This is a genomic window from Actinomadura sp. NPDC049382, assembly GCF_040677125.1.
GTDB lineage: Bacteria > Actinomycetota > Actinomycetes > Streptosporangiales > Streptosporangiaceae > Spirillospora > Spirillospora geliboluensis.
In genome coordinates, this window is the sequence record NZ_JBFARO010000002.1 from 50216 (window position 1) to 76314 (window position 26099).

Genomic DNA, 26099 nt, shown 5'->3' on the forward strand with positions numbered 1-26099 from the left:
GTAGGCAAATGAATACATAAAGTGACTATCGCCGTCTTTAAGCAGCCATGGCGGCGTCCACCGGGACATACCGGCGGACGCCGCCATGGGCGCCGGCCCGCCGGCCGGGCCCTCCGGCGGAAGGAGGAGGGCCCGGCGAGCGGGGCCGCGGATCAGGCCACGTCGAGTTCGCGGCGCCGCTCGGCCCACTGGAGCGAGTGCCGGATGGCGTCCTCGACGGTGTAGTCGGGCTTCCAGGAGAGGACGTCCCACGCCTTGGCCGGGTCGACGTAGGCGCCGACGACGTCGCCGGGGCGGGCCGGGGCGTCCTCGGCGGCGAAGCCGTCGCCGACGACCTCGCGGAAGGCGGCGACCAGCTCGCGGACGGTGGTGCCGTCGCCCGTCCCGAGGTTGATCACCTCGTAGCGGGAGTGGTCCCCGACCGGCGGGACGATCGCGTCGAACCGGGTCGCGGCCTCGCAGAAGGCGCGGGCGATGTCCCAGACGTGGATGTAGTCGCGGATCGCGGTGCCGTCCCGGGTCTCCCAGTCCACCCCGGTGATCTTGAACGGGACGCCCTGCGCGTAGCACTCGATCATCTTGCCGAGGGCGTGCGTCGGCTTGCTGTTCTGCAGGCCGGTGCGCAGCCGCGGGTCGGCGCCGATCGGGTTGAGGTAGCGCAGCGAGATGACGCGGAAGTCGTAGGCCCTGCAGAAGTCCTGCAGGAGGAGCTCCGCCATCATCTTCGAGCGGGTGTAGGGGTTCTGCGGGTCGAGGACCGAGGTCTCGGTGACCGACAGGTCGGGCTCAGGACGGTACATCCCGGCGGTGGACGCGAAGATCATCCGGTCCCGGCCGTTGCGCACGAGATGGCCGGCGAGGTCGAGGGTCTTGGACAGGTTGACCCGGTAGTAGCGCAGCGGGTCGGCCATCGAGTCGGGCACCACGATCAGCGCGGCGCAGTGGACGGTCGCGATGATGTCGGGGTGGTCGCGGAAGATCCGGTCGACCAGGTCCCCGTCGCCGATGTCCCCCTGGTAGAAGATCTTCCCGGCGGTGAACTCCGAGCGGCCGGTGACGAGGCTGTCGAGCACGACGGGCGTGATGCCGCGCTCGGCGAAGGCGGAGGCGATCGTGCTGCCGATGAACCCGGCTCCCCCAGTGATCAGCACTTTCATGTGGCGTCCCCTGCGGCCAGTGCGTCCCCTGAAATGTCACGCACAGGATCCGCAGGCGGTCGCGGACGGTCAATGTCCCGCACGCAAGGTGACCGGGTCCGGACGCGGGTGAACCGGGCGGCCGGACGTGGCGTCCGCGCGCGGTCCCTCCGGCGGCGGTCCCGCCCGCCGCGAGTACAGCGTTTGCAGGATCCGCCGGGCGCGCGCAGCGGTCATCGTCGGTGGATGGAACCGATCCGCGTCCTCATCGTGGACGATCACGCGCTGTTCGCCGAGGCCCTCGCGGCCCGGCTGGGGCGCGAACCCGACCTGGTGATCCTGCCGATCGCCGACGACGTGCGGCGCGCGCTCGCGCTGACCGCCACCGAGCGCCCCCGGGTGCTCGTCCTCGACCTGATGCTCGGCCACGAGAGCGGGCTGGACGTGCTGGACCGGCTCCGCGCGGACCACCCGGACGTGCGGGTCGTGGTGCTGACCGCGGTGAGCGACCTGGACGCGATGGTGCGGGCCGTCCGGCTCGGCGCGGTGGGATGGCTGGAGAAGACCGAGAGCGCCGAGCTGGTCGCGCGGGTGATCCGGTCGGCGGCGCGGCGCGGCGGGTGGATCCCGCCGGACCTGCTCGGCGACCTGCTGCGCGTGCTCGTCCGGGACGGCGGGGAGCCGGGCGGGGAGCCGCTGGCGGAGCTGACGCCGCGCGAGCGCGAGGTCCTGCAGTGCATGGTGGACGGGCTCGGCCGCGGCGAGATCGCCGAGCGGCTCGGGCTGTCGGCCAACACCGTCCGGACGCACACGCAGAACCTGCTGGCCAAGCTCGGGCTGCACTCGGCGCTGGAGGCGATCACGCTGGCGATGCGCGCCGGCATGCGTCCCGGCGGCTGACCGCGCCCGGCCTCCGCGCCACCGGTCGCCACTGGTGCAAAAGGCGTAGTCCGGGGTCGTCTTTTGCGCGATTGCCCCGCCGTGCCCCCTTCCTACGCTCGCCGTGACGAAGCCGGAGGGGAAGATCGTGGAGATCGATGAGGTCGCGGCGCGGGTCATGCGCAGCTACTGGGCGCTGCTGCTGGTCATGACGGTCGTCCCGCTGGTGCTGGTGGGCCTGGTGATGAGCGGGCAGGAGCCGCCGTCGGTCGCGAAGTCGCGGCTGCAGGCGAGCAGCCGCGCCACCGACGCGGCGCCCGGCGACGCGGGCGTGTCGATCGTGGTCAGCCAGGTGAAGGCGTTCGCGACCACGGAGAACCTGCTGAGCGAGGTGCTGCGGAGCCGGCGGGTGGACCGGTCGACCGCGAAGACCGCCAAGGCGATCGAGGTGACCGGGCTCGGCACGTCCACGATCGTCGAGCTGTCGGTGAAGGACCGGGACCCGGACGTCGCGCGGCGGCTCGCGGACGCGATCGGCGCCGCCGTCGTCAAGGAGATCAACGAGTCCAACCAGGGCTCGATCCAGGGCCAGATGGACACGATCGACAAGCGCGTCCGGGAGCTGGAGCGGCGGCTCGGGCCGCTGTCGCGGCGGGCGAACGCGCAGCCGAACCCCGACATCGACGCGATGAACGAGCGGGAGCGGGTGCAGGCGGAGCTGACCGACCTGCGGGCGAACCGCTCGGACCTGCAGACGCAGCTGTCGACGGCGGGCACGGCGTCGGTGGTGCAGCCGGCGGTGCTGGCGCCGCGCACGAACCCGGTGGTCATGATGGCGTCGATCGCCGGCCTGGTCGGGCTGATCGGCGGGATCCTGATCGCGGTGGTGACGGAGATGGCCCGTCCCACGATCCCGGGGCAGCGGCGGGTGGCGCGGCGGCTCGGAGTGCCGCTGCTCGGATGGGCCGACCGGGGGCCGGGCGGGCTCGCCGACCTCGGGCGGCGGATCCGGCTGGCGGCGCGCAAGGAGGGGGTCGGGCGGGTCGCGCTGGTCGGCGCGCCCGGCCCCCTGCCTGCGGACCTGGTGTCGGCGGTGGCGTCCGCGGTGTACGGGGACGACACGAAACTCGTCAAGGCCCGGGCCGACGACGACGGCGAAACCGGCGGCGACGGCGGTGGCAGCGGCGGCGGTGGCAGCGGCGGCGGCGAGCCGTCGTCCAACAGCAGCGGGCCCGGCGGCGGCAAGAGCACCTCCGTGGTCCGCACCGGCGGGGGCACCGCCGTCATGGCGAAGAAGTCCGCCCAGGTCTCCCCCTCGGAGATCACGCAGCCGGTCCCGGTGCGCCGGCTCTGTCATGTGCACGCGTTCGAGGACGTCGACCCGGGGTCGGACGAGGTGGTCGGCGTGGTCGTGCTGGTCGGCCCGGTGACGCGGGTGGCGGGCCTGGAGACGGTCCGCGACCTGGTCGCCGCGTCCGGCTGGCCGCTGCTCGGCGTCGTCGGCGCGACCCGGAAGATCCCGTCCCGCAGGAGCAGGGGGTAGCCAGATGAGTTCGTCCGTCCCGTTCACGATCCCGTCGGTGTCCGGCGAGGTGTCCGACGCGGTCGTCAAGGTGCTCGACTCGGGCTGGATCACGACGGGCCCGCAGACGGCCGCGTTCGAGCAGGAGTTCGCCGACCACCTCGGCGCCGCGCACGTCGTCGCGGTGGCCTCGTGCACGACCGCGCTGGAGCTGTGCCTGCGCGCGCTCGCCCTGCCGCCCGGCTCGGCGGTGCTGACGCCGAGCCTGACGTTCTGCGGCGCGATCAACGCGATCCTGCACGCGGGGCTCCGGCCGGTGCTGGTCGACATCGACGAGGACACGCTCGTCCCGAGCCCGGAGACGGTCGCGGCGGCGGCGCGCCGCTGCGCACCGGCGGCGATGATCGTCCAGAACCAGGGCGGGTACCCGGTGGACGTGCCGGCGCTCGCGGCGGCGGCCGGGCTCGACCGGACGCGGGTGGTCGAGGACGCCGCGCACGGTCCGGGCGCGGCGCGCGGCGGGAAACGCGTCGGGTCGGAGTCGTTCGCGGCGTGCTTCTCCTTCTACGCGACGAAGAACATGCCGATCGGCGAGGGCGGCGCGGTGGCGTCCGGCGACCAGGAGTTCGCCGACCGGGTCCGCGCGATGCGGTTGCACGGGATGAGCAAGGACTCCTGGAAGCGGTACCTGCCGGGCGGCAGCTGGCGCTACGACGTGAAGACGGTCGGGCTCAAGGCCAACATGACCGACGTGCAGGCTGCGATCGGGCGGGCGCAGCTCGCGGCGCTGCCGGCCTGGCAGGAGCGGCGCGCCGAGATCGTCGCCCGCTACGACGCGGCGCTGCGCGACCTGCCGGGGCTCGTCCTGCCGCAGCGGAACCTGGACGGGATCCAGCACGCCTGGCACCTCTACCAGGTCCGCGTCCAGGACCGGGACGCGATCAGCGCCGAGCTGGAGGCGGCCGGCGTCGCGACGTCCGTGCACTTCATCCCCGCGAACCAGATGACGGCCTACCAGGAGATCCTCGGCGCCGAGGAGTGCGCGCAGGTGCCGGTGACCGACCGGGTCGGCGAGGAACTGCTGTCGCTGCCGCTGTATCCGGGGCTGACCGGAGACGGGCTGGAACGCGTCATCACCGCGCTCACCGAGGCGCTGCGGACCCGGAGCTGACCGTGCGAAGGTTCCTGCCGCGCCGCGGCCCCGGCGCCCCCGCGCCGGTCCCGGCCAGCCCGCTCGCCCTGCTGATGGGGCGGGACGAGGTGGCCATGGCGCCGCACCGCGGGCGGCGGCTGGTCCGCGGCCGGCGGGTGCTGGTCACCGGGGCGTGCGGGACGGTCGGCCGGGCGCTGTGCCACCAGGTCGGGCTGCTCGAACCGGCCGCGCTGTGCCTGCTCGACCGCGACGGCGACGGCCTCGCGGGCCTCGGGGAGGACCTCGCCCGGCACGGCGTCGAGGCCGTCACGCTCGCCGAGGCCGACGTGCGGGACGCCGACCGCGTCGGCGAGGTCGTCGCGGCGGCCCGCCCCGACCTCGTCTTCCACACCGCCGGGCGCAACGAGCTGGCCGACCTCGAACGCGACCCGTGCCGGGGCGCCGCGCACAACGTCCTCGGCACCCGGCACGTGATCGACGCGGCGGTGCGGCACGGCGCGGAGCGGCTGGTGTTCGTCTCGTCCGACAAGGCCGCCGACCCGACCTCGGTGCTCGGCGCGACGATGCGGCTCGGCGAACTGCTGCTGCGGACGGCGACGCCCGGCCCGACGTGCTTCGCCGCCGTCCGCGTCGGCAACGTGATCGGCGGGGCGGGCCGGCTGCTGACCGTCCTCGCGCACCGCATCTCCTCCGGCGAGGTCGTCACGATCGCCCACCCGGAGGTGGCGCGCCACTTCATGACCGTGGAGGAGGCGGCGGGACTGCTGATCGAGGCGGCGGCGATGGCGGAGGAGGCGGAGACGTTCGTCCTCGACATGGGCCGCCCCGTCCCGGTGGTGGAGCTCGTGCACCGGTACGCCGAGCAGCTGCGGCTGCCGGAGGTGACGATCCGGTTCAGCGGGCTCGGGCCGGGCGAGAAGCTCGCGGAGAAGGCGTTCGCCGACTCCGAGCGCCGGATCCGCACCGCGCACCCGAAGATCTGGGCGACCCGTCCCGCGGCGCCGCCCGCCGGGCTCCCGCAGCTGCTGGACGAGCTGGAGGCGGCGGCAGGCGCCGGCGACTGCGACGCGGTCCGGCTGCTGCTGCGCCGGCTGCTCCCCGAGTACCACCCGGTCCGGCGGGCGGAGCCGGCCGGCGACCCGCCGCCGCCCGGACCGACCTGCCTCTGCGGCGCGGGGTGCGACCCCGCCCCGCCCGGCCTGTGAGGTGCGCATGACCAGCACGAGGAAGCTCAGAGTCGCCACGGTGATCACCCGCTTCAACGGCGGGGCCGGGCAGGTCGCGCTGAACGGCGCGCTCGCCCTCCCGGACGGCGGCTACGAGCGCGCGATCGTCACCGGCGGCGTCGGCATGGACAGCACGGCCGCGTCCACGGGAAACAGCGTCCTCTACGGGGACGCGGCCGTCGCCAACGCCGCCGCCGGTGACCTCACTCCCGCGGCGCACGCGGCCGGGATGGAGATCGTCCAGGTGGGGCCGCTGGTGCCGCAGATCTCGCCGCGCGACGACCTGGCCGCGCTGCGCACGCTCACCCGGGTGCTGGCGGAGGGGCGGTACGACGTCGTCCACACCCACAGCGCGAAGGGCGGCGTGATCGGCCGGGTCGCCGCCGCCCGCGCCGGGGTCCCGCGCATCGTGCACACCTGGCACGGGTTCCCGTTCAACGAGTTCCAGTCGTGGGCGCGGCGACGCGTATACATAGGTCTCGAACGGATCGCCGCCAAGCGCACCGACGCGTTCCTCGCCATCGGGTCGGAGACGGTGACGACGGCGCTGCGGCTCGGGCTGACGACGCCGGAGCGGGTGCGGCTGTCGTGGCCGGCGGTGGACGTGGACGCCTACGCCGCCGCGCCCGGCTCCCGCGCGCAGGCCCGCCGCCGCCTCGACCTGCCGCTCGGCGTGAAGGTCGTCGGGTCCGTCGGGCGGCTGACGTTCCAGAAGGGCCCCGAGGTCTTCGCGAAGGCGATCGCGCGGCTGCCGGACGACGTGTTCGGGCTGTGGGTCGGCGGCGGCCCGATGGCCGACGAGCTGGCGGCGCTGACGGCCAAGCTCGGCATCGGCGAGCGGATGCGCTGGCTCGGGCACCGCGACGACGTCGCCGGCGTGCTGCCCGCGTTCGACGTGATGGCGATGGCGAGCCGCTGGGAGGGGCTCCCGTGCGTGCTGGTCGAGGCGATCGCGGCGGGGATCCCGCTGGTCGCGACGGCCGTCCCGTCCAACCAGGACCTGGTGCTCGCCGGTGAGACGGGGATGCTCGTCCGGCCCGAGGACCCGGACGGCCTCGCGTCGGCGGTGTCGGCGCTGCTGGACGACCCGTCCGCCGCGACGCGGATGGCCGAGCGCGCCCGCGCCCGGGTCGGCGCGTGGTTCTCGCCGGAGCACCTCGGGACCGTCCTCGACGAGACCTACCGAGGGAACTCCGCGCGCCCATGACCGCGACCATCGAGGCCCCGCCCGCCCCGCCGGCGACCGCGACCGCGGCCGCGCCGCTGAAGCGCGGTACGCGGCTGACGGCCGTGACGCTCGTCGCGGGCATCGCCTCGCTGCCGATGCTGATGCCGGCCGGGCTGCCGCCGGGGCCGGGCAACACGGGCCTGCCCGACCTCGCGCTCGTCGCCGTCACCGGGACGCTCCTGCTGTGGGCGGGCACCCGGAGACTGCCGGTCTACTGGCCGTTCCTCATCCCCACACTGCTGACGATCATCGCGGGCGGCATCGCCGCGATCGTCAACGACGCGGGCGCGCTGACGCTCGTCAAGGACCTGTTCGTGCTGCTGTGGGCGGTCGCGATCGCCAACTTCGGCCGCGACACGTCCCTGTTCAAGCTCGCGCTCCGCGCGTTCGTCTGGATCGGGACGTTTTACGCCATCGTCATGATCGTCGGCTTCGTGCTGGGGATCGAGGCGCTGTCCGGCAAGCAGGTCGACGGCGAGCGCGCGATGTTCACCTTCGGCGACGCCAACTACGCGTCCAACTGGTTCATCTGCGTCTTCTTCATCGCCCGCGCGAGCCGCTTCCCCGAGACGGCCTGGAAGCGGTGGACCGTCTGCGGCGTCCTGCTCGCCGCCGAGATCCTGACCGGCTCCAACGGCGGGCTGCTCGCGCTGTGCATCGCGGTGCTGCTCGGCTACCTGTTCCGGCTGTTCCGCGAGGGCAAGGCGCACCACGCCATCGCGGTCGGCGCGCTCGCCGTGTTCGTCGGCGGCGGCGCCGTCACGGTCGTGTCGGCGGTGAACGTCCAGCCGCTCCTGGACCAGGCGAGCCAGGCGTCCCCGATCCTGCGCGACTCCATCGGCCGGACGACCGGGGAGAGCACCAACTCGCGCAGCACCGTCCTCGCCACCACCCTCCAGATGATCGACGCCCAGCCCCACCCGTGGGGCATCGGGCCGGGCCAGACGGAGAAGCAGATGCTGGTCCGGCAGGAGACGTACGTGCGTGAGGCGCACAACGACTACGTCGCCGCCGTCCTGGAGCGCGGGTTCCTCGGCGGGATCGCGCTCATCACGCTGGTGTTCGTCCTGCTGCTGAAGTGCGTGCGGATCGCCCGCCGGGACGCGCTCGCCGGCGAGTACGCGCGGCTCGTCCCCCGGCCCGAACTGTTCGGCGCCCTAGTCGCCGTCTTCCTCGTCTCCGGGCTCTTCTACGAGACCCTCCACTACCGCCACGGCTGGGCGTTCTTCGGCCTCATCGCCGCCCTGGATTTGTTTGGAAGGGAGCGCGCCCGATGACCGGTACCCAGTCGCCCGACAGCGCGCAGGTCACCGCCGTGCCCGCTGCGGAGGCGGGACGGCTGCGGCGGCGGCTGCTGGCGCTCGTGGCGGGGAACATGGCGGGACGGATCGGGGCGCTCGGCTCGCTCGGCGTCGCCACGATCCTCGTCGCGCGGGTCGGCGGACCGAAGCTCGTCGGCGCGTTCACGCTCGTCCGGATCCTGCCGGGGCTGCTGTGCCAGCTGTCCAGCGCGGGCCTGCCGGGCGCCGCGCCGTTCTTCCTCGCCCGCGGCGACTACGACCAGCGCCGGGTGCGGCCCACCCTCGCGTGGCTGACCGTCATCGGCGCCGCCATCTCCGGGATCGGGTGGCTCGCGCTCAGCCCCCTGTTCTACCTGGTGTTCTTCAAGTCGTTCGGGATGTGGGTCGCGGTCGCGGCCGCCGCGCCGTCCTTCACGCAGGGCTTCGTGTCGGTCGGCAAGGGCCTCCTCCAGGGGACGGACGACCAGCACGGCGCGAGCCTCGCCATCGCCGTCGAGGAGTTCGTGTTCCTGCCCATCTACCTCGTGATTCTGACCGGCTGGTACGGGCCCGGCGCGCTGATCACCGGGCTGGTGCTCGCCGACGTCGCCGCCGCCGCGTGGATCGCCCGGCGGCTCGCCCGGCGCGGCTTCTTCCGGGGCTGGGGGCGCGCCGACCGGCGGCTCGGCCGCTCCATCGCCGGGTACGGGTTCCGCGGCTACCTCGGCCAGCTCATCGACCTGCTGCAACTCCGGTTCGACATGGCGCTGCTCGGCGCGCTCGCCGGGCCGAAGGTGCTCGGCGTGTACACGGTCGCGAGCAAGTTCGCCGAGCTGGTGCAGCTGCCGGGGCTCGCGGTCAACTACGTCCTGTACCCCGACTTCGCCAAGGAGGACCGGGAGACCGCGACGAAGCGGACGTCCCACCTGATCCTGCCCGCGCTGGCGGTGTCGGCGCTCGCCGCGCTGCCCCTCGCGCTCATCGCCGGGACCGCGCTGCCCTGGGTGTTCGGGGACGTGTTCGACGACGCGGTCGTGCCCACCTACATCCGGCTCGCGGGCGTCGTCACGTTCGGCGTGACCGGGCTCATCATGGCCTACCTGTACGGGGTGGGACGGCCCGGCGCCGCGTCCACCGGGCAGGGCATCGGGCTGCTGGTCGTCGTCGTCCTCGGCGCCGTCCTCATCCCGACGCACGGCGCGGTCGGCGCCGCCGTCGCCACGTCCGTGTCCTTCGTCGCCACCACGGCCGCGCTGCTGGTCTGGTTCCAGCGCGTCAAGAACCCCGCGCGCGGGGCCCCCGCGCCCACTCGACCCCCCGTCACCGAGCACAAGGGGTGATCATGTCCGAGCTCGCGAGCCGTCCGCTCGAACCGTCCGGCGGGGTCCCGCCGTCCAGGCCGCGGCGCGTGCTGGACGTCGCCGGCGCGCTCACCGGGCTGCTGCTCCTCAGCGTCCCGCTGCTGCTGATCTACGTGCTGGTGCGGCTGTCCAGCCCCGGTCCCGGCGTGTTCCGGCAGACGCGGGTCGGGCAGGGCGGGCGGCCGTTCACGATGTACAAGTTCCGGACCATGCGGCAGGGCGTCGGCGGCCTCACCGTCACCGCCAACTGCGACCCGCGGCTCACGAAGGTCGGCAAGCTGCTGCGGCAGTGGTCGCTGGACGAGCTGCCGCAGCTGGTGAACGTGCTGCGCGGCCAGATGACGCTGGTCGGGCCGCGCCCGGAGACCTACGACCTCGCCGTCCACTACGCCGCCGACTGCCGCTGGGTGTTCGACCACCGGCCCGGGCTGACCGGGGTGTCGGAGGTGCGGCTGCGCGACTTCGACGTCCTCGGACCGGACGAGGAGGTCGACCTCGCCAACTACATCGAGCGGATCGTGCCCGCGCGGGTCGCGGTGGACGCCGTCTACCTGCGCGACCCGTCGATGAGCGCCACGTTCGGCGCGCTGTGGGACACGGTCAAGCACATCCTCGGCATCCCGCTGCCGCCGCTGCCGCCGCTCCGGCGGGACGCGGCCGGGGCCGAGCAGCCCGTCCGTCCTGCGGAGGAGCCCGGCTCCGCCGCCTGACCAGCCCGCCCGGCCGGGCGGGCCGGCCGCCATCGGGGAGGAAGCATGGACATCCGGGACGTCCGGGTCCGGATCTGGGCCATCGTGACCGCGGTCGTCCTGGTCGCCGGGTTCCTCTTCTACGTCGGGCACCGGAAGGCCGGCTACCAGCCCTACCGGGGGCCGCTCGCCTCGCCCGGCACGCCCGCCGCGCATCCCCCGCCGACGCGGCGGATCGCGCTGAACACCCAGCCCGCCGACTACCCGCGGCTGAAGGCGCTCGGCTACGACCTGGTGGACGTGAAGGCCGACCCGGCCCTCGTCGCCGGCGTCCCCGCCGGGATGCAGGCGCTGCTGTGGGTCGGCAACTTCACCTGCGGCGACTTCGAGCTCGGCTGGGACGCGTTCCAGCGGGCCGTGCAGCGGTTCGGGCGCGACCCGAAGGTGTACGGCTGGTACCTCTCGGACGAGCCGAACCCCGGCGACTGCCCCGAGGTCGCCGGTGAGATCCGCCGCCGCGCCCAGTACATCGAGCGCCACGCGCCCGGCCAGGTCTCGTTCATCTCACTGACCGACTGGCCGATGAAGCCGCTCGCGCCGAAGCGCGTCGGCGTCGACCTGATCGGGCTCGACCCGTACCCGTGCAAGGGGTCGGCCAGGACGCGCGAGCGCTGCGACATCGGGGCCATCGACCGGATGGTCCGCCTGGCGGACGCCGCCGGCATCCCCCGCGCCCGGGTCGCGCCCGTCCTGCAGACGTTCGGGCAGGGCTGCACCAAGGGCGACAAGCAGTACTGGCTGCCGACGCGGACCCAGTTCCGCGAGATCCTCGCCCGCTGGGACCGGCTCGCGCCGCGCCCACCGCTGGAGATCTCCTACTCCTGGGGCCGCCAGGACGAGTGGGCCTGCCCGACGCTCGCCGACGCGACCGGCGGGAAGCACCCCGACCTGCAGAGCATCATGCGGGCCCGCAACCTAGGGAGCTGACCGGCCTAGCCGGGATCGTCGGCGACGGCCGGATGCTGTGCGCCGGACGGCACCGGGAAGTCGAGCGACCCGAGCTTCAGGGCCGCCATCTCCATTGCACCGACGAGCAGAACGAACGCGACGGCCAGCAGGCCGAGCTTCTTGCGGTTCAAGTCCCGCACCCCTTCAAAACCCCCAGAAACGCAGGTCAAACGTAACACACGATGATCTACGCCGTGGCCCGGAACACTTCACCGCACACAAGACGTAATGCCCTTGTTACGGCCCGCCCGTGCAGCACTGCGGGCCGGGCGGCGCGGGAGGCGCCCGGCCCTCAGGGGCGGGGTCTACGGGAGTTTGCGGCTGGTGAGGTTGGCGGCTCGGGCGTTGAGGCACTCGCCGGTGGCGAGGTCGAAGGCGAAGTTGTGGGCCAGGCAGTGGATCCGGCCGTCGCGGACGACGGCGCCGACGGACAGGTCCTCGCCGGCGTGCGGGCAGTAGCGCGGGATGTCGTAGCGGGCGCCGTCGCAGTCGACGGTGATGCGCTCGGACTCGTCCCGCCCCGTCTCGTACGCCTCGACGGCCTGCAGCGCGGGCGCGTTGGCGTGCTTGAGCAGCCCGACCAGGTGGTCGTTGTAGACGTCCGGGTCGCGGTAGAGGCTGAGCCGGAACGAGATGAGCAGGTCCTCCCAGGCCATCCGGCCGGTGAGGACGGCGTCCAGCCAGCGTCCGGCGGTGGTGATCCGGTAGTGCGGGCGGACGTCCGGGCCCGCGACCGCCACGGTGACGCCGTCCTCGCCGAAGTCGACGTCCCAGGCCCCGCCGTTCGGCCCGGTGATCTCGAAGCGGACGGTCATCGCGATGCGGCGGCGGAAGTAGTCGCTGAGGCCGCCCAGGTGGGTGAAGTGGGCGGCGAAGCGGTCGAACAGGTCGGGGCCCGGCTCGGGGTACTCGGCGAGCACCGCGGCGAGGGCGGGCGCGCGGTCGGCGGCGTACCGCTTGAGGTAGTCGCCCCGGTCGGCGTCGGCGAAGGAGAACTCCGCCGAGACCGGGTCGCGGGTGATCTCGCCGGTGTCCAGGTCGATCGCGTCGCCGGGCAGGAAGTGGTCCCAGCGCTGCCGCGGCAGGTGCTCGCGCAGCCACGCCGTCGAGACCTCCGGGTCGCAGAACGCGCCGTCCTCCTGGCCGAGCACCCAGTTGAGGTGCTCGACCTCGGCGTCCAGGAAGCACGGCGGGCCCGCGAACGGGACGGCCAGCTCCGGCTCGGTCTGCCGGACGAGGCGCTGCACCGCGCGCAGCTTGGAGATCCGCTTGGACAGGGAGAGCTCGGCCATCTCCGCGGCCGGGTACTCGTAGCAGATGGGGTGCCAGGACGCCCCGGACGTCTGCAGCGCCATCAGGTCGAGCCGGTCGCCGGCGAGGTGCTTGGCGCGGCGGGCCTGGGCGGCGGTGAGCCGGGCGTCATTGCAGTGCAGGATCCCGCGCCCGTCCGCCACGATGAGAAAGGCGGCATCGTGGCACATAGGAGATAGTTCCGGAATCACCGTGATCCAGGACCCGCGATTGTCAAGCGGGTATTTCCCCCAGGGTTCGATCTCGATTACCTGGCGGCCACCCGCGGCGGCGGCCATGCGTTCCCGGAAGGCGGGTCCGGGATAACGCGGAATGAGGATCCGGGTTCGCACCGGAAGGCGGTCGATGACCCAGGGGTCGAAATGATCTAGATGCTCGTGCGAGACGGCGACCCAGTCGGCGTCGAGCACCGCGTCCGGATTCAGGTGATCGTTTCTCGGATACTGGTGCCAGGCTCCGAGAAAGGCCCCGGTCGGGGCGAGCCACGGGTCCGCGAGCAGGTGGAACGCCTGCGCGTCCACCGCCACCCCCGCATGTCCGAGAAATGTGACCGTCGGCATGAGGCGACTGTCCCGCCGCGGGCCCGCCGGCGCACCCACCGGAATGCGCAAAGCGGCTACGCCACCGGTATGAAAGAAAAGCCGCGGGACGAACTGACAAACCTGACTGAGACGTTCCGACAAAGCATCGAGTTTGCCCTGGTGAGGCACATGTCCACTTCTGGACAGGCACCGGTCTGTTGCGGTCAATTCACTGGACATGCGCCGGGAGGCCGGGTGACCGTCTATGGGGTGCTGGAATAGCGGACGGGGGACTTTCATGAACAACGGACGGGCGCGGTCCTCCCCGGCGGACGCCTCCGCGGTGCCCGCGGGGCCCGCGGGCGCGGGCGCGCACGCGGGCGCGCCGGACGGCGGCCACCCCGCCGGGCGGGGCGAGCAGGTGCTGTGGCGGCGCCGGCTCCGCCACGACATCCGGCACGAGCTGGGCACCATCATCATGCTGGCCTCGGCCGTCGTCGTCGCGGAGGACGTCGGCGACACCAGCCGGGCCCGCATCGAGCAGCTGCTCGGCGAGACCCGCTGGCTCGACCACCTGCTGCGCCGGCTCGACGAGGACGACACCGGCGACGGGGACGGCCCGGACGGCCGCCCGCTGCCCGGCCCCGAGCGGCTCCGGGTCGACGAGCTGACCGCCGAGGTCGTCACCGGGATGCGGCTCGCGACGCGGCACGAGGTGTGCTTCACCGGCGGCGAGTCCTGGGCCCACATGGACCCGGTCGCCCTGTGGCGCGCGGTCCGCAACGTCCTCGACAACGCGTGCCGCGTCGCGGCGGGCCGCGTCGACGTGCGCGTCGAGGCCGACCAGGGGTGGGTCGTCATCCAGGTCGACGACGACGGCCCCGGCTTCGGCGCCGGCGGGCGCCCCGGCGAACCCGGCCGCCCGGGGCGCGGGCGGGCCCGGCCCGGCCTGGCCTCGCTCGGGCTCGGCATCGTGCACGACCTCATCTCCGGCTACGGCGGCAGCCTGGAGATCCGCACCTGCGAGATGGGCGGGGCGCGGGTCCGGATGCTGCTGCCGGCGGCGCCGCCCCCGGAGTCCGCCGCGCCCCGCGGCATCGGCGCCGACGCCTTCCTCGACGACTGGCGGCCGCACCCATGAGGATGGTCATCTGCGACGACCACGCGGTCTTCGCCGAGTCGCTGTCGCTGGTGCTGGCCGACGCCGGGCACAGCGTCGTCGGGGTCGCCTACTCCCCCGCCGACGCGCTGCCGGTGCTCCGCTCCCGGCAGCCGGATGTCTGCCTGATCGACCTGCGGTTCCCGTCCGGCACCGCGCTCGACTGGATGCCGCGGCTGCGCGCCGCGTCCCCGCACACCAAGTTCGTCGTGCTGACCGGGTTCCTGGAGCAGCCGGTGCTGGAGGCGGGCGTCGCGGCGGGCGTGCGGGGGTTCGCGCACAAGGGCCAGCAGGCCGGCGACATCCTCGCCGTGCTGCGCCGCGTCGCGGACGGCGAGGTCGTGATCGACCAGGCGGCGCTGCGCGGCGGCACACGCCCGAACACCCGCGCGCAGAAGGTCGCGCGGTTCCTCACCCCGCGCGAGCGGGAGGTGCTCACCCGGCTGGCCCGCGGCGAGTCCACGCAGGCGCTGGCCAAGGCCATGGGGGTCACGCGCAGCACGGCGCGCAGCCACGTGCAGAGCGTGCTGTCCAAGCTGGGCGTCCACTCGCAGCGGGAGGCGGTGATCGAGGCGGCCCGGCACGGGCTGGTCAGCGTGGAGACCGGGGAGTGGCTCGCGGGCTGACCCGCGCGCCCCCGCCGCGCCATGCAGCCCCCGCGCATGGGGACGGCCGAATCCGGCCCTTCAGGGTTCGGCCGCGACGCGTTAGCGTCTGCCTCGGAGAGGAGGTACCCATGCCGCAACCGCGCGGCGCGCCGCCGATCCCCGCCGGGGCCCTCGGCCGCGCGGACGCCTACGCCGGCGGGATCCCGCACGACCGGCTCGAACGGCTCAGGGCGCGGACGCCGGTGGTCTGGCTGGACGAGCGCTCCGCCGGGCAGCCCGGCGCCTGGGCCGTGCTGCGCTACTCCGACGTCCACCACGCCCTCACCCACCCCGAGCTCTTCGCCCCGCAGATGGACGGCCCGCTGCACGGCCCCGTGAGCGGCGCCGACGCGCCCCCGGCCGACGTCCCGCCGGGCGACGCGCGCGACGCGGCGCACATCGACATGGACCCGCCCGCCCGTGCCATGCTCGCCCGCATCCCGTCCCGGGAGCCGGTCGACTTCGTCGGCGAGGTCGTGCGCGAGCTGCCCGAGACGCTGCGCAACACCCTCGCCGGGGGCCTGTACGCGCTGCTGCGCCACCCCGCCGAGTACGTCCGGCTCCAGGAGGAGCAGCACGACGACGCGCTGGTCGACAGCGCCGTCGAGGAGATGCTGCGCTGGTGGACGCCGGTGCTCCAGGTGTGGCGGACGGTCCTGCGCGGAACGACCGTCGGCGGCGTGCCGCTGCTGCCCGGCGAGCAGGTGGCGCTGTGGCTGGTCTCCGCCAACCACGACGGCGAGAAGTTCCCCGACCCCGGCCGGTTCGCCCCGGACCGTTTCGTCCAGTCCCCGCGGCCGCATCTGTGCTTCGGGTTCGGGCACCGCGCCTGCCTGGGCGCGCGGCTGGCGCGGGTGCACCTGCGCGCCATGCTCGTCGCGCTGCTCGAACGCCCGGGGCTGCCGCGGCTGGCGGGCGAGCCGGTGCCGCTGCGGTCCAGCGCCCGGCACGGCTTCGCCCATCTGCCGGTCCGCTGGACCGCCTGATCCCTCGGTGGCGCCTGGTCCCTCCGGTGGCGCCCGGTCCCTCCGGGTACCTCCCGAGGAGTACCGGCGCGCACTCCCCGCGGCCGACGTGCCGCCTGACCTCGATGACTTACCGTGCAGGCATGAGCACCTCACCGCCGCACCCGCCGGGCCACACCGGCCGGCCGCGTCCCGGCACGTGGCCGGTCTGGGTGGTCCCGGCCCTGGTCGCCCTCATCCAGGTCGCCGGGTCGCTCGGCGCGCAGCGCGGCGGCCCGGCCGGCGGCGAGCGGTCCGGCGGCCCGCCCTGGGAGCACGGCGGCGGGACGTCCGAGCTGGGGCACACCGACCTGGACGCGCTCGGCTTCGCGCTGCTGCTCGGCGGCCCGGCGCTCCTGCTGCTGCGGCGCCGCAACCCGGTGTTCACGGTGTGCGCGGTCGCGGCCGTGACCGCGCTGTACTTCCTGCGCGCCTACACCTACGGCCCGGCGCCGCTCGCGCTGGCCGTCGCGATGATCGCCGCGATCACCGCCGGGCACCGGCTGCTGACCTGGGCCGGGACCGGCATCGGGCTCGCCGCGTTCTTCTCCCTCACCGCGCTGATCGGCGTGCCGGCCGCCGAGCGCGGGCAGGACGGGCCGTTCCCGGTGGAGGAGCCGACGCTCGGCGGGTCGAGCTTCGTCGTCGGCTGGGCGCTGGTGGTGCTGATCGGCGGCGAGCTCATCCGGATGCGGGCGCAGCGGGCCGCGGAGACCGCCCGGACGCGGGCCGAGGAGGAGCGCCGCCAGGCCAGCGAGGAGCGGCTGCGGATGGCCCGCGAACTGCACGACGTCCTGGCGCACAACATCTCGATGATCAACGTGCAGGCGGGGGTGGCGCTGCACCTCATCGACCAGAACCCCGAGCAGGCGCGGACGGCGCTCGCCGCGATCAAGGACGCGAGCAAGGAGGCGCTCACCGAGATGCGCGGCGTGATCGGCGCGCTGCGCTCGGAGGGCGAGACCGCGCCGCGCGCGCCCACCGCCGGGCTGGACCGGCTGGACGACCTGCTCGACCGGGCGCGGTCCGCCGGGCTCGCGGTCGACGCCGAGATCACCGGGGACCGGCGGCCGCTGCACGCGAACACCGACCTCGCGGCGTTCCGGATCGTCCAGGAGGCGCTGACGAACGTGACCCGGCATGCCGGTCCCGGGCCGGTGACGGCGCGGGTCCGGATCGCCTACGGTGAACACGAGATCGTGGTCCGGGTCGAGGACGACGGGCGGGGCGCGCCCCTGCTGGACGACCGGCCCGGCGGCAGCGGCCTGCGCGGGATGCGCGAGCGCGCCGCCGCGCTCGGCGGGACGTTCGACGCGGGGCCGCGGCCGGGCGGCGGGTTCCGGGTGCGGGCCGGGCTTCCCCTGCGGGAGGGCGACGTGGACGAGGACGGCGCGGACGACGGCGCGGACGACGGCGCGGGCGGCGGGCCCGGAGGGAGTGTGCGGTGATCAAGGTGATGCTGGCCGACGACCAGGTGCTCGTCCGGGCCGGGTTCCGCGCGCTGCTGGACGCGCAGCCGGGCATCGAGGTGGTCGGCGAGGCGAGCGACGGCGAGGAGGCGGTCGCGGGGGCGCGCCGGCTGCGGCCCGACGTCATCCTGATGGACATCCGCATGCCGGGCCTGGACGGGCTCGCGGCGACCCGCCGGATCGCCGCCGACGAGCGGCTCGACGGCGTGAAGATCGTGATCTTGACCACGTTCGAGCTGGACGAGTACGTGTTCGAGGCGCTGCGCGGCGGCGCGAGCGGGTTCCTGGTGAAGGACACCGAGCCGGTGGAGTTGATCCACGCCGTCCGGGCCGTCGCGGCCGGGGACGCGCTGCTGTCGCCGAGCGTGACCCGGCGGCTGATCGCCGAGTTCGCCGCGCGGGCCAAGGAGCCCGCGCCGTCGCCGCGGCTGAACGCCCTGACCGACCGGGAGCGCGAGGTCATGGCGCTCGTCGGGGAGGGGCTGTCCAACGAGGAGATCGCGGCCCGCCTGGTGGTGAGCCCGGCGACCGCGAAGACGCACGTCAGCCGCACGATGGTGAAGCTCGGCGCCCGCGACCGGGCGCAACTGGTGGTGTTCGCGTACGAGTCGGGGTTGGTCAAACCCGGCTGGCTGCCATAGAAATTTACTCTGCATCGATTCACTGTTGCCGTCGGCGGGAGCATGACAGGCTGGACGGCACAGGCCACCACCGACGTTGAGGAGTCCAGTGCCGAACGACACGAGGATCCTGGCCGTCGACGACCGTGAGGAGAATCTGACCGCCCTCGCGGCCGTGCTCGACGCGCTGCCGGTGGAGGTCGTGCCCGTCACGTCGGGGCAGGCGGCCCTGAAGGAACTCCTCAACGAGGACTTCGCGCTCATCCTGCTGGACGTCGTCATGCCGGAGATGGACGGGTTCGAGACGGCCGAGCACATCAAGTCCCGGCCGCGCACCCGCGACATCCCGATCATCTTCCTGACCGCGGGCGGCGGCGCCGGGGAGCAGGCGTACCGGGGCTATGCGGCCGGCGCCGTCGACTACCTGACCAAGCCGTTCGACCCGTGGCTGCTGCGGGCGAAGGTGTCGGTGTTCGTCGACCTGCACCGCCGCAACCTGGAGCTCAAGCAGCAGGCGCGGCTGCTGCGCAGCACGCTCGGCGGCGACGACGCCGAGAGCGCCCTCGCGGGCTGCGAGCGGTTGCTGGCGGCGCTGGACGAGCGGCTCGCCAAGGTGGAGGGCGACCTCGTCCAGGTGCGGGCGGCCGGCGACGGCCCGGTGGACGCCCTCGAACGGCACGTCCGCGAGCTGCGCCTCGCCGTGGACGCCTTCTCGGCGGGAAGCTGACCCGCCGGTCTCTCCCCTCCCCCCCGCTTTCGGGACCTTCGGCCCGCAGACTCCGGGATCTTCGGCCCGTGACGATCACGCTTGGTAGTTGATAGTGGTTGATCCTCACCGGCTCTATTGACAGCGAGTTCAAGAGCTTTCGCAGGTAAAGGACTGGATCCTTTACCTTCGAGGGTCCTGTCGGCGATTGCCGCAAGTAAGTACTTGGTAGTAACTTGCACTCACCGTCACGAGATCGACCGGTGCCGCCGGGACCCCCGCCCGGCCCGCCGAGACCCCCAGGAGCAACCCCCATGTCCGAATCCCCCGACCCGTCCGGCACCGGCGGCGCCGGCTCCGACGCCTCCGCCCCGGTCGGCCGCGTCCGCTGGAAGCGGTTCGCCGCCCTCGCCGTCCCCGCCGCGATCGGCGCGGGCGCCCTCGCCTTCATGACCGCGCAGGGCGCGATCGCCTCCTCCTTCGCCGTCTCCGGCGGCAGCTTCAAGGTCAGCGCCGACTCCCTCACCGGGCAGGGCTTCGTCCAGTACGGCGGCGTCGACACCGGCAAGGACGGCGCGAAGCACCCGGTGCAGATCTCCGGGATCAAGTCCGCGCAGATCCGCAACATGTGCCAGTCGGTGAAGGTCGGCCCGTTCACGCTGCGGCTGACCGCCGGCACCGGCTCCAAGCCCGTCGAGGCGTCCGACCTGGTCCTGGACGTGGAGCAGCTCAACGCCGACGCCACGTTCTCCAACATCGAGATCGGCCGGGACGCCAGCACGCTGGACAAGGGCCCGAACGGCGCCCAGGGCCCGGCGGGCATGTTCGGCCAGCAGGCGTCCAGCATCGAGCTGCGGAACGTCAAGCAGGTCGCGTGGGCCACCACCGCCGGCACCTTCAAGCTGAGCGACCTCAGCATGAAGCTCGGCGACGAGTGCTTCTGAGCGCCATGGACTCCGCCGGAACCTCCGGATTCCGCCGCTGGCGGCGGACGCGCCCCTTCTGGGGCGGCGTGTTCGCCGTCCTCGGCGGCCTGGAACTGATCGCGATCCCGCTCGCGCCCCTGCCGCTCGTCGTCCACCAGGGCATGGCCGGGGTGGCGAGCTGGCTGATCGGCGCGCTGCTCGTCACGGCGGGCGTGCTGATGTGGGCGCAGCCCGCCCAGCGCAGCTTCTACGGCGTCCTGGCCGTGCTGCTGTCGCTGGCGTCGTTCCTCACGTCCAACTTCGGCGGGTTCTTCGTCGGCCTGCTGCTCGGCCTGGTCGGCGGCGCCCTCGGCTTCGCCTGGTCCCCCGCCGCACCCGCACGGCCCGCGGCGCCCGCGCCCCGGCGGGCTCGGCACGGCGGGCGGCTGACCGCCATCGCGCTGCCCGCCGCGCTGGGCCTCCCGCTGCTCGCCCCCTGGCCCACGCCGCCCTTCGGGACGGCGCCCACGGCGCCCACGGCCCCTGTGGTGACGCCCAGCCCGACGACCGCTCCCAGCACCGCCCCCGCCGCGAAGCCCGCTCCGACGCCCGCTCCGAGGACTAGCACCAAGGCGGCGACCTGCCCGGACGTCCCTTCGAACGCCGCCGGGCTGTCCCAGGAGCAGCTCCGCAAGCTGCTCCAGAGCCTGCGATCGAGCGAGGACCCGGCCTGCCAGGCGAAGGACGGCCAGGCCGCGTCCAAGCAGGCCGCCGGCTCCGGGACGCGGCTCTACACCGGCGCATCGACCCTGCGCGCCGACTCCCTGACGATGTCGGGGCTCAGCTATGACGGGGTCGCGTCGCTGCCCTCGGCGGGCGGGACGGTGAAGGCGCTGAAGTTCAGCATGTCCAAGGCCGTCCTGAAGAACGTGGACCAGACGACGTCCGCGCGTGGCGGGGCCGCGTCACGGACGCGCACACCCAACCTCACGCTGACCGGCGACGTCGTCATGTACACGACGAAGATGTCGTCCAAGCTGCTCGGGATCCCGCTGACCTTCACCCCGGAGAGCCCGCCGCCGCTGACGCTCCCCTACATGGTGATGACGGACGTGGTGTCCGAGCAGCCGTCGGTCACCGCGAACGGGGCGCAGATCACCGGGCTCGGCATCGGCGCCGCCTGAGCGTTCGAGCGCAGCTTGCCGCGCAGGATGAACGCCCCCAGCAGCACCGCGGCCACGACGAGGATCACCGCGACCGTGACGACCAGCACCGTCCGCTGACGCTCACCGCCCGCCGCCCCGGCCGGGCGCGGCGCCGGCGGAGGCTGCGGCTGCTGCCAGTTCGCGAACTGCTGCGGCTGCTCCCACGGCGGCGGCGTCTGCGGCGGACCGTTCGGCCTGGACGGGGTGTTCGGGCTGGTGGGCGGCGGCGCCCACTCGGTCTCCAGTAAAGTCCGCGCGTTGTGCTCCCCGGCGCCGGGGCCGGGGTCGCGGCGGGTCACCGGGTCGGGCTCGGGCGGGTCGAGGCGGGTCACCGGGTCGGCGAAACCGGCCGGGTCCAGGACGGTCTCGGCCGCGTCCTCGACGCGGGACGCCGGGCGGCGCCGCGCGGACGGCTCGTCCATCACCGTCTCGCTCGCCGACGGCGGCTGCGGAGGCGGCGCGGGCGGCCGGGCCGGACGGGACGGGACCGGCATCGTCGCGACCCGGCTGAGCAGCGGCTGCGCCTGCGCGGCGGTCATCCGGTGCACCGGCTCGCGCGCCAGCAGCCCGTCCAGCACCGGGGCGAGCGGCCCCGCGTTCCGCGCGATCGGGACCGGCTCGGTCAGCACGGCCTGCAGCGACGACATCGCGTCCGACCGCTCGTAGGGCGACCGGCCCTCGAGCGCCGCGTACAGGGTCGCGCCGAGCGCCCACAGGTCCGACGCGGGGACCGCCCGCTCGCCCTGCGCCCGCTCGGGCGGGATGTAGGCGGGCGACCCCATGACCAGGCCCGTCTGCGTGAGCGTCGCGTCGCCCTCCATCTGCGCGATGCCGAAGTCGGTGAGCACCACCCGGCCGGACCCGGTGATCAGCACGTTGCTGGGCTTGACGTCGCGGTGCAGGATGCCCTTCTCGTGGGCGTGCCGGAGCGCGCCGAGCATCTGCAGGCCGATGTCGGCGACGCGGCGCGGGTCGAGCGGGCCGCGCTCGATGACGTCCTGCAGGGACGGGGCGGAGACCAGCTCCATCACGATCCAGGGCCGGTCGCCCTCCTGCACGACGTCGTGGACGGTCACGACGCCGGAGTGGTTGAGCCGCGCCGACGCCCGCGCCTCCCGGAACGTCCGCTCGTACAGGACGGCGCGCTCCTCCTCGGTCAGGCCCGGCGGGAACACGACCTCCTTGACCGCGACCTCGCGGTCCAGCATGACGTCGAAGGCGCGCCACACGGTGCCCATGCCGCCCCGGCCGACCACCGAGTCCAGCCGGTAGCGGTTACCGAGCAGACGTGCCTGTGCCATGTCGGAAGAGTCCCCCCATCGGTCATCCCACCCCGGAGGGACGGAACGTGTCGAGCACATTCTTCACGAGCGGCTCTCTCTCGTTCCACTGGGACGCGGGAACCGCCACCACCACGGCGAACGGCCGGCCGTCGATGATCACACCCCGGTCGCGGGCCCGGGTGAGGCCCGTCCCCCGGGTCCAGGTGAACTCGATGTCGGCGGCGGGGCGGCCCGCGACGGTCGTGCGGGTGATCTCCCCGACCCGCCGGAAGTCCTTCAGCTTGCCGTCCGCGATGGCCTCCCGCTCCCAGACGACCCAGTGGTCGTAGGGGTCCCCGGTCCAGATCGTCTGGTCGACCTGGACGTAGGCGGAGGACACGGGGTCGGTCCAGACGGTGCTGTTGCCGCGCGTCGCGCGCACCCAGCCGCGAGGGACGCCGATGGTGAAGCCGTTGCCGACCGACCGGACGAGCCCGGCGGGCAGGGCCGTGGCGCTGGAGGCGGGCTGCGACGGCGGCGCGCTGGTCGGCGTGTCCTGCGGGTTCTGCGTGGCGGACGGCGTGCCCTCGGCGGCGGGCGGCGTCGGCGTCAGGTCCGGGTCGGCGGGCGAGGAGGGGCGGTTCATCCAGAACACGACCCCGGCGACCGACAGGATCACGGCCGCCGCGGCGATGCCCCCGAGGACCGGCAGGAACGCCGACCGCTTGCGCGGCGGCTCGGGCGCCTGCGGGGCGGGCGGGATCGGCGGCGGGGCGGGCGCGTACCCGGTCGTCGCCCCCTGCGATCCGGGACCGGGCGGGAACGGCGCGGTCATGCCCGACGCGGCCGGCGCGGGGACCGGAGCCGGAGCCTGGAACGGGACGGGCTGCTGCGCGGTCGTCGGGTGCGCGGCGGCCGGCTCGGCGGCGTGGCCCGCCTCGACCGCCTTGAGGGCCTCCTCCGCCCGGTCGCCGCTGAGCCGCCGCACCGGGTCGCGCTCCAGCAGCGCGATGAGGACGGGCGCGAGCGGCCCCGCGTTCCGCGGCGGCGGGACGTCCTGCGTCATCACCGCCGCGAGGACCGCCATCGCGTCGCTGCGGTGGTGCGGCGCCCGCCCCTCCGTCGCCGCGTAGAGGGTCGCGCCGAGCGCCCACAGGTCGGACGCGGGGATCGCCGGGTCGCCGTTCACCCGCTCCGGCGACATGTAGGCCGGCGACCCCATGATCAGCCCGGTGCCGGTGAGGGTGGCGTCGCCCGCGAGCTGGGCGATGCCGAAGTCGGTGAGCACGGCCCGGTCGTCGGCCGCGACCAGCACGTTCGCGGGCTTGACGTCGCGGTGCAGGATGCCGATCGCGTGCGCCGCGCGCAGCGCCCCCGCGATCTGCCGACCGATCGCCGCGACGCGGCCGGGCGGCAGCGGCCCGTCCTCGTCCACGATCTCCTGGAGCGAGCGGGCCCGCACCAGCTCCATGACGATCCACGGCCGGTCGTCCTCGTCCACGACGTCGTGTACGGTCACGACGCCCGGATGGTTCAGCCGCGCCGACGCGCGGGCCTCGCGGAGCGTCCGGCGGTGCCGGTTCTCCCGCTCCTCGTCGCTCAGCCCGGCGGGCAGCACGACCTCCTTGACCGCGACCTCGCGGTCAAGGGTCTCGTCGCGGGCGCGCCACACGGTGCCCATGCCGCCGCGTCCGACCACGGATTCGAGCCGGTACCGACCGGCGAGGAGGCGGCCGTCCATCAGTCGTCCGCGGGCTGGAAGTGCGCGTAGACCGGCTGCAGCTCGGCGAACACCTTGGCCCAGGCGGCGTCGGGCGCGCGCAGGAGGATGGCGTAGCCGTGCCCGTTCGCCACGAACCCGCGGTTCAGGATGTGCACCCGGCCCCCGTCGCCGTTGTAGGTGAACTCCCAGTCGGCCGAGTCGTCGCCGTCGCCGGTGTCGCGGACGGGCGGCTGGTCGCCGGTCGGAGCGATCTTGATCTTCACATAGCCGGGGAACCCGGCGCCGCCCCGCTCCTGCCGCCGCCAGTCGTCGATCGCGCTGTCGCCCGGGTCGTCGGTCTGGTCGATCTGGAGGTAGACCTTGCGGTCGGGCGAGTAGAAGAAGTCGCCGCCCTGCTTGCGCTCCGGGCCGCTCCACCCCTTCGGGACGGGCACCGCGTAGCCGCTGCGGTCCTTGTGCAGGGTGAACCCGGCGGGCAGCCCGCCGCCCGGCGAGGCGCTCGGTGACACGCTGGACGACGCGGTCGTGGCGAGCGTCGACGGCGACGCGCCAGTGCTGGACGGGGTGGTGGCGCCCCCCTTGCGGGCCGGCTTGTCCTCCCCGCCGCCGCTGGCGAGGGCGATGCTCGCGACGACCACGATGATGATCAGCACGATCGCGGCGACGATCAGCACGTTCCGGTTGGCGGCCAGCGCGGGCCGCGCGGACGGGTGGTGCGTCGTCGGCGGGAAGTGCGTGGCCGGGCCGGGCCGGTCGGGCGGGACCTGGTCGGAGCGGATCGCGCCGGCGGGCTCGGTGCGCGGCCCGGAGCGCCACGACCTGACCCGGTCGGGGTCGGGCGCGGTCTCGCCGGGGTTCTCCGCGTTCGCCTGGCTCGCCGCCGGGGCCGCCGGGCCCGCCTGCTTGGCCGCGCGGGTCGCGGCGGCGGGAAGGTCGAGGCTGGTCAGCTGGTCCGGGCGCGCCTCCTGGGCGTTCTCGGGCGCCGGGGCCTTCGGGGCCGCCGGCGACGCCGCGGACGGGCCGGACTCGGGGGCCTCCGGACGGCCGCCCGACTCCTCCATCTCCTCCGGGAGCGGCTGGTCGGGCGCGTACGTCTCCGGGTACGGCTCGGCGTACGCCTCCGCGTACGGCCGCGACCGGTAGGCGGAGTCCTGGACGGTGCCCTGGGGGTCGGCGAGGTCGTCCATGGAGAACTCGACGGCCATGGTGCGCTGGGTGTCGATGGTCTCCTGCCGGACGATGTCGTCCAGCAGCGCGCCGGCCTCGATCGCGTCCATCCGCTGGTCGGGGTTCTTGCGCAGCAGCCCCTCGATGACCGGGACGAGCCGGCCGCCCTTCTCCGGCGGGTCGGGCTCCTCGGAGATCACCGCGACCAGCGCGGCCATCGGCTCGGGCCGCTCGAACGGGGACCGGCCGTGCACCATCGCGAACAGCGTGACGCCGAGCGACCACAGGTCGGACGCCGGGCCGGCGACGCGGCCCCGCGCGCGCTCGGGCGCGATGTAGGCGGGCGAGCCCATCACCAGGCCGGTCTGGGTGAGGGTCGCGTCCCCGGCGGCGGTCGCGATGCCGAAGTCGGTGAGCACGGCGCGCTCGCCCATCCGGCCGGTGCCGGTGATCAGCACGTTGCTCGGCTTGACGTCGCGGTGCAGGACGCCGGCGCCGTGCGCGGCGTGCAGCGCGGCGAGCATCTGCCGGCCGATCTCGGCGGCGCGGCGCGGCTCCAGCGGGCCGTCCTGCTTGATCACCTGGTCCAGGGAGCGGGCCTTGATCAGCTCCATGATGATCCAGGGGCGGTCGTCCTCCTCGACGACGTCGTAGACCGTCACGACGCCGGGGTGGCCGAGCCGCGCGGCGGTACGGGCCTCACGGAACGTGCGCTTGTGGTGCACGGCGCGTTCCTCATCGGTGAGACCATGCGGGAGGATGACCTCCTTCACCGCAACGTCACGACCGAGGACCTCATCGTGCGCCTGCCAGACCGTCCCCATGCCGCCCCGGCCGACCTGGGTCACCAGGCGGTAGCGGCGGGCGAGCAACCGCTCACCGGTGGGTTCATTTGGCATATCCGCGACCATATCGACT

The 26099-nt window shown here is 74.1% G+C and carries 23 protein-coding genes; 17 read left to right on the top strand and 6 right to left on the bottom strand.

Annotation, left to right across the window (positions count from 1 at the left end; genetic code table 11):
* Positions 1-152 precede the first annotated feature (152 nt).
* The gene (galE, locus tag AB0K34_RS01615) at positions 153-1157 is read right to left on the bottom strand and encodes a UDP-glucose 4-epimerase GalE (protein WP_138636668.1); all 1005 of its coding nucleotides are present in this window, start codon (positions 1155-1157) and stop codon (positions 153-155) included.
* A 225-nt stretch (positions 1158-1382) separates the two neighbouring features.
* On the opposite strand from galE, the gene AB0K34_RS01620 reads away from it, so the two are divergent.
* The 9 genes from AB0K34_RS01620 (at position 1383) to AB0K34_RS01660 (ending at position 11461) form a co-directional block, all read left to right on the top strand.
* Positions 1383-2036, top strand: coding sequence for a response regulator transcription factor (locus AB0K34_RS01620; protein ID WP_171069013.1), 654 nt, complete (start codon positions 1383-1385; stop codon positions 2034-2036).
* Between the two features lie 103 nt (positions 2037-2139).
* Entirely contained in the window at positions 2140-3558 is a 1419-nt protein-coding gene (locus AB0K34_RS01625; protein ID WP_301175441.1) for a hypothetical protein, read from the top strand.
* Positions 3559-3562: 4 nt separating this feature from the next.
* Positions 3563-4708 (top strand): DegT/DnrJ/EryC1/StrS aminotransferase family protein, encoded by a 1146-nt coding sequence (locus tag AB0K34_RS01630; protein WP_301175440.1) that lies wholly within the window; start codon positions 3563-3565, stop codon positions 4706-4708.
* Positions 4709-4710: 2 nt separating this feature from the next.
* On the top strand, positions 4711-5895 hold the full coding sequence (locus tag AB0K34_RS01635; protein ID WP_301175439.1) for a polysaccharide biosynthesis protein: 1185 nt from the start codon (positions 4711-4713) through the stop codon (positions 5893-5895).
* 7 nt (positions 5896-5902) lie between these two features.
* A complete protein-coding gene (locus AB0K34_RS01640; RefSeq protein WP_301175438.1) occupies positions 5903-7123 on the top strand; it encodes a glycosyltransferase in 1221 nt (406 codons plus the stop codon).
* A complete protein-coding gene (locus AB0K34_RS01645; RefSeq protein WP_364544537.1) occupies positions 7120-8421 on the top strand; it encodes an O-antigen ligase family protein in 1302 nt (433 codons plus the stop codon). The genes AB0K34_RS01640 and AB0K34_RS01645 overlap by 4 nt, the downstream gene beginning before the upstream one ends.
* Positions 8418-9764, top strand: a complete 1347-nt coding sequence (locus AB0K34_RS01650) for a lipopolysaccharide biosynthesis protein (protein ID WP_364544539.1) — start codon at positions 8418-8420, stop codon at positions 9762-9764. Before AB0K34_RS01645 ends, AB0K34_RS01650 begins: the two co-directional genes overlap by 4 nt.
* Positions 9765-9766: 2 nt before the next feature.
* Entirely contained in the window at positions 9767-10495 is a 729-nt protein-coding gene (locus AB0K34_RS01655; protein ID WP_301175435.1) for a sugar transferase, read from the top strand.
* Positions 10496-10540: 45 nt separating this feature from the next.
* Positions 10541-11461 (top strand): hypothetical protein, encoded by a 921-nt coding sequence (locus AB0K34_RS01660; protein WP_301175434.1) that lies wholly within the window; start codon positions 10541-10543, stop codon positions 11459-11461.
* A 5-nt stretch (positions 11462-11466) separates the two neighbouring features.
* Here the strand turns inward: AB0K34_RS01660 and AB0K34_RS01665 are convergent, their stop codons facing one another.
* Both AB0K34_RS01665 and AB0K34_RS01670 read right to left on the bottom strand, forming a co-directional pair.
* The gene (locus tag AB0K34_RS01665) at positions 11467-11613 is read right to left on the bottom strand and encodes a hypothetical protein (RefSeq protein ID WP_171069469.1); all 147 of its coding nucleotides are present in this window, start codon (positions 11611-11613) and stop codon (positions 11467-11469) included.
* 174 nt (positions 11614-11787) lie between these two features.
* Positions 11788-12936 carry a Rieske 2Fe-2S domain-containing protein gene (locus AB0K34_RS01670; RefSeq protein ID WP_364544542.1) on the bottom strand — a complete coding sequence of 383 codons (1149 nt, stop codon included), beginning with the start codon at positions 12934-12936 and terminating at the stop codon, positions 11788-11790.
* Between the two features lie 676 nt (positions 12937-13612).
* Here AB0K34_RS01670 and AB0K34_RS01675 point away from each other — a divergent pair.
* From AB0K34_RS01675 to AB0K34_RS01710, 8 genes are all read left to right on the top strand, one after another.
* Positions 13613-14455, top strand: a complete 843-nt coding sequence (locus AB0K34_RS01675; protein ID WP_364544544.1) for an ATP-binding protein — start codon at positions 13613-13615, stop codon at positions 14453-14455.
* A complete protein-coding gene (locus tag AB0K34_RS01680; protein ID WP_138641678.1) occupies positions 14452-15099 on the top strand; it encodes a response regulator transcription factor in 648 nt (215 codons plus the stop codon). Before AB0K34_RS01675 ends, AB0K34_RS01680 begins: the two co-directional genes overlap by 4 nt.
* 110 nt (positions 15100-15209) lie before the next feature.
* A complete protein-coding gene (locus AB0K34_RS01685; RefSeq protein WP_301177510.1) occupies positions 15210-16106 on the top strand; it encodes a cytochrome P450 in 897 nt (298 codons plus the stop codon).
* 122 nt (positions 16107-16228) lie between these two features.
* Positions 16229-17572 (top strand): sensor histidine kinase, encoded by a 1344-nt coding sequence (locus AB0K34_RS01690; protein WP_364544547.1) that lies wholly within the window; start codon positions 16229-16231, stop codon positions 17570-17572.
* Positions 17569-18234, top strand: a complete 666-nt coding sequence (locus AB0K34_RS01695; protein ID WP_138642147.1) for a response regulator transcription factor — start codon at positions 17569-17571, stop codon at positions 18232-18234. The genes AB0K34_RS01690 and AB0K34_RS01695 overlap by 4 nt, the downstream gene beginning before the upstream one ends.
* Positions 18235-18322: 88 nt before the next feature.
* The gene (locus tag AB0K34_RS01700; RefSeq protein WP_138642146.1) at positions 18323-18940 is read left to right on the top strand and encodes a response regulator; all 618 of its coding nucleotides are present in this window, start codon (positions 18323-18325) and stop codon (positions 18938-18940) included.
* Between the two features lie 293 nt (positions 18941-19233).
* Entirely contained in the window at positions 19234-19863 is a 630-nt protein-coding gene (locus tag AB0K34_RS01705; RefSeq protein ID WP_301177512.1) for a DUF6230 family protein, read from the top strand.
* A gap of 5 nt (positions 19864-19868) precedes the next feature.
* On the top strand, positions 19869-21008 hold the full coding sequence (locus tag AB0K34_RS01710; protein ID WP_301177513.1) for a DUF6114 domain-containing protein: 1140 nt from the start codon (positions 19869-19871) through the stop codon (positions 21006-21008).
* Here AB0K34_RS01710 and AB0K34_RS01715 read toward each other — a convergent pair.
* From AB0K34_RS01715 to AB0K34_RS01725, 3 genes are read right to left on the bottom strand one after another with little or no spacing between them, the layout of a single operon-like run.
* Entirely contained in the window at positions 20918-22330 is a 1413-nt protein-coding gene (locus AB0K34_RS01715) for a serine/threonine-protein kinase (protein ID WP_301177514.1), read from the bottom strand. The two genes, AB0K34_RS01710 and AB0K34_RS01715, sit on opposite strands and share 91 nt — an antisense overlap.
* A gap of 22 nt (positions 22331-22352) precedes the next feature.
* Positions 22353-24032, bottom strand: a complete 1680-nt coding sequence (locus tag AB0K34_RS01720) for a serine/threonine-protein kinase (protein WP_301177515.1) — start codon at positions 24030-24032, stop codon at positions 22353-22355.
* A complete protein-coding gene (locus AB0K34_RS01725) occupies positions 24032-26080 on the bottom strand; it encodes a serine/threonine-protein kinase (protein ID WP_301177516.1) in 2049 nt (682 codons plus the stop codon). The genes AB0K34_RS01720 and AB0K34_RS01725 overlap by 1 nt, the downstream gene beginning before the upstream one ends.
* Positions 26081-26099 lie beyond the last annotated feature (19 nt).